The sequence below is a fragment of the Dietzia cercidiphylli genome (assembly GCF_014145145.1).
GTDB lineage: Bacteria > Actinomycetota > Actinomycetes > Mycobacteriales > Mycobacteriaceae > Dietzia > Dietzia natronolimnaea.
Genome location: NZ_JAALEA010000497.1, coordinates 1 through 4031 on the forward strand (window position 1 = coordinate 1; position 4031 = coordinate 4031).

3 protein-coding genes and 1 pseudogene are annotated in these 4031 nt (G+C 69.9%); 2 read left to right on the forward strand and 2 right to left on the reverse strand.

Going from position 1 to position 4031, the window contains the following annotated elements; translation table 11 throughout:
- Positions 1-151 (reverse strand): annotated as a pseudogene (locus G6028_RS17815) (MBL fold metallo-hydrolase); the annotation flags it as partial.
- 272 nt (positions 152-423) lie between these two features.
- On the opposite strand from G6028_RS17815, the gene G6028_RS16260 reads away from it, so the two are divergent.
- Entirely contained in the window at positions 424-2877 is a 2454-nt protein-coding gene (locus G6028_RS16260) for an MMPL family transporter (RefSeq protein WP_182659490.1), read from the forward strand.
- On the forward strand, positions 2870-3472 hold the full coding sequence (locus G6028_RS16265) for a TetR/AcrR family transcriptional regulator (protein ID WP_182659491.1): 603 nt from the start codon (positions 2870-2872) through the stop codon (positions 3470-3472). The genes G6028_RS16260 and G6028_RS16265 overlap by 8 nt, the downstream gene beginning before the upstream one ends.
- Before the next feature lie 58 nt (positions 3473-3530).
- Here G6028_RS16265 and G6028_RS16270 read toward each other — a convergent pair.
- Positions 3531-4031, reverse strand: a 501-nt coding sequence (locus G6028_RS16270; RefSeq protein ID WP_241730837.1) for an MBL fold metallo-hydrolase, incomplete at its 5' end; no start/stop codon positions are given.

Genomic DNA, 4031 nt, shown 5'->3' on the forward strand with positions numbered 1-4031 from the left:
CGGTGATGGTCATGCCGTGGCGCGCGGCCAGGTCCAGGTACTCGCGGATGTCGCGGCGGGCGTCGACCACCACGGCCTCCCCCTTGGCCTGGCAGCCGATGAAGTAGCCGGCCTGGGCGAGGTCCTCGTCGTAGATGCGTTCGAGAAGCATGGTGCTCTCCTTGTCGGTCGGTGTTCCCTGCGAGGGGTGTGCCACGACTGTACATACCCCGGGGGGTATGCGCAAGACGCCCCGGAGGGTATGCGGACGGCCGGTCGTTCCCGGGGCCGGACGAGGCGACGGGCCGAGATGGCGACGAGCCGGGAGCGGCAATATGCAGGGTGTTCTGCACCACACCTAGTTGCACGGGCTGTGCAATCGTGCAGATGTCGTGCAAAACTGCGAAGGTTCGCGAATCGCATCTACGCACCAGGAGCCAGCGCATGGCGTCATTTCTCTACCGCATCGGGCGGTCCGCCTATCTGTTCAGATGGCGGTTCATCGCAGCCTGGATGTTGCTGATCATCGGTGTCGGCACGGCCGCCGCCACGTTGACGCAGCAGACCAGCACCACCTTCTCGATCCCGGGACTCGAGTCCATCGAGACGCAGGAGGAGATGCAGGAGAGATTCGCCGGGGCGGGCAGTCAGCTCGACGCGCCGACCGGGACCGTCGTCATCGGGGCGCCCGAGGGCAGCACCCTCACCGACCCCGCGGTCACCGAGGACGTCGACGCCTTCCTCGCCGACGTGCGGGAGCTGGAGTTCCTCACCGGGACCGACGCGCTGGTCAGCCCGGTGATCGCGGCCGAAGGCCTGTCGGAGCAGCTGACCACGGCCAAGGCCGAGCAGGGCATCGGTGAGGAGCAGATCGCCGCCGACATCGCCGCCCTGAGCCCGCTCAGCGCCGACGAGACCACCGGCACGGTCGAGATCCAGTTCGCGGCCGAGACCACGATGGACGTGCAGACCGAGGACCGGGAGGCCTTCGCCGAGGTCGTCGCCGAGCACGAGGGTGACCTGACCATCGCGTACTCGGGCAATGCCTTCCAGATGTCCGAGATCAGCGCCGTCGGCGAAATCATCGGCATCGCGGTCGCCGCCGTGATCCTGCTGATCACCTTCGGTTCGCTCATCGCCGCCGGCATGCCGCTGCTCACCGGCGTCATCGGCGTCGGGATCGGCATCGGCGGCATCTTCGCTGCAACCGCCTTCACGGACACCATCAACACCATGACGCCGACCCTGGCGTCCATGATCGGTCTCGCCGTGGGCATCGACTACGCCCTGTTCATCGTCTCGCGATTCCGCACGGAGCTGGTCAAACACATCGGCGGAAACGACCTGGAGCCCGCGGAACTCGCGGAGAAGCTCAAGGCCATCGACGTCAAACAGCGGGCGCATCTCGCCGGACTGGCGGTCGGCAAGGCCGGCTCGGCCGTCGTCTTCGCGGGCCTGACCGTCCTCATCGCGCTCGCCGCGTTGTCGATCATCAACATCCCGTTCCTCACCGCGATGGCGCTGTCCGCCGCGGCCACCGTGGCGATCGCCGTCCTGGTCGCGATCACGCTGCTGCCGGCCATCCTCGGCGCGGTCGGCACCAAGCTCTTCGCGGCCCGCGTGAAGGGCGTCAAGGCACCCGACCCGGAGGACGAGAAGCCGACGATGGGCCTGTCGTGGGTGCGCAAGATCCGCGCCCGCCCGGTGCTCTTCGCGACCGCCGGTGTCCTCCTCCTCATCCTGCTGGCCCTCCCGGCCGCGCAGCTGCGTCTGGCTATGCCGTCCGACGGCACGATGGCCCCGGACACCCCGAACCGCATCGCCTACGACATGACCGACGAGGCGTTCGGCCCGGGCCGCAACGCCCCGATGATCGCCCTCGTCGACACCCTGCAGGTGCCGGAGGAGGAGCGTCCGGCGGCGTGGGCTGCCGCGGCGGCGGACATCCAGGCCCTCGACGGGGTGGAGAACGCCCAGATCATCGAGACCAACGAGGCCGGTGACGCCGCCCAGGTGCTCATCACCCCGCAGTACGGAGCCATCGACGAGCGGGCCGCCGACGTCCTCGAGGAGATCCGGGCCAGCGCCGGGACCTTCGAGCAGGAGACCGGCGGAACCTACTCGGTCACCGGTGTCACCCCGATCTACGAGGACATCTCCGAGCGACTGACCGAGGTCCTGCTGCCGTACATCGGCATCGTCCTGGCGCTCGCCTTTGTCCTGCTCATGCTGGTGTTCCGGTCGATCTGGGTCCCGCTGATCGCCGCGCTGGGCTTCGGCCTGTCGGTGGCGGCGACCTTCGGTCTCACCGTCGCGATCTGGCAGGAGGGCTGGCTGGGCATCATCTCCGACCCGCAGCCGATCATCAGCTTCCTGCCGATCATGCTCATCGGCATCGTGTTCGGCCTCGCCATGGACTACCAGGTCTTCCTGGTCACCCGCATGCGCGAGGGGTGGGTCCACGGCAAGACTGCGCACAACGCGGTCGCCAACGGCTTCAAGCACGGCGCCCGCGTGGTCACCGCCGCCGCGCTCATCATGATCAGCGTCTTTGCCGCGTTCATGACGATCGACGAGCAGTTCATCAAGGTCATGGGCTTCGCCCTGGCGGTCGCCGTGCTGTTCGACGCCTTCGTCGTCCGCATGACGATCATCCCCGCGGTGATGTTCATGCTGGGCGAGCGGGCCTGGGGCCTGCCGCGGTGGTTGGACAAGATCCTCCCGACCGTCGACGTCGAGGGCTCCGCCCTCGAGACCGCCGAGTACGACGCAGCCTCGGAGGAGACCGCCGGCCGGCACGCGTCCGGAGACGTGGCCGAGCAGTCCGCAGGAGCGGGAGAGCACGAGCTCGGTGACCACGCCGCCGGCGGTGGTGTCGGGACCCGCACCGATGCCTAATCTGCGCGAGCGGAAGAAGGCCGACACCCGGACCCGGTTCGCGGTGGCCGCTGTCGAACTCCTCGTCGCCGTGGGTGCCGAGGGTGCGACGGTGTCCGCCATCGCCGGCCGGGCGGGGGTCTCCACCCGGACGTTCCACAACTACTTCGCCCACCGCGAGGACGCGTTCGTGCACTTCCTGCGCGAGCAGGTGGCCGAGTGGGTGCGGCAGGTGGAGCAGGCGCCGACGGGGATGTCGCCGCTGGAGGTCCTGCGCTCGATGTTCCGGGAGATCTCCGGCCGCTCGGCGGACGACGTCTACGCGGCCGAGAACCTCCTGGTGGTCGGCGAACAGATCGGTCTGCTGCTCAGCGCGGAGGCGAGGTCCAGCGTCGCCGATGACATCCTCGATCCGCTGTACGAGGCGGTCAGCCGCCGGGCGCCACGGCTGAGCCGGTTCCGGGTCCGCGTGATCGTGGACCTGGGTCTCGCGGCCGGGGCGTCGGTGCTCAGGCATCGACCGGCCGGGGCACAGGGCCCGACGGACTACCTGAACGAGGCGTTCGACCTGCTCGAGCACGGCACGGCCCGGGAGTTCCGGCGCGGCACCGAGTAGCTCGCTGACCGGGTCACCGCCGGGAGGGGCACCGTCGACCGGGTGAGCGCCGGGAGGGTCACCGCCGGGCGGCGGGGTCGCAGTTGACGACCTCGCCGTCGAACCCCGCGCGGGCCCCGTGTTCGCCCAGCCGCCCGGCCAGCTGATCGAGCGGCGGGTTGTGATGGCCCAGGTGCACGGCCACGATCTCGGAGTGGTCGTCGACCGCCCCGGCGGACCGCAGTGACCGGATCAGGTCCTCGAACCTCGGCAGACCGAGGTGGGCCTGCGAGATGTCCTCGCGGTCCCCGAGGGTCTCCTCGAGGAACACCGCGTCGTACCGGGCCCCGCGGACGGCGGCGAACCAGTCCTCGGGCCAGGGGCCGGTATCGGTGGCCCAGAGGATGCGGGCGCCGTCCGGGCCGGTGACGTCGTAGAGCACCGCGTCGCCGTCGTCGAACACGCGGTGCCGGGCGGGCAGTACGCGCACGTCGTAGCCGCCCACGGTGAGCCGGTCCCCGGCCGCGACCGGGACCAGCCGCACCGGGTCCCCGGGGCCGATCCAGGGCACGCACACCTC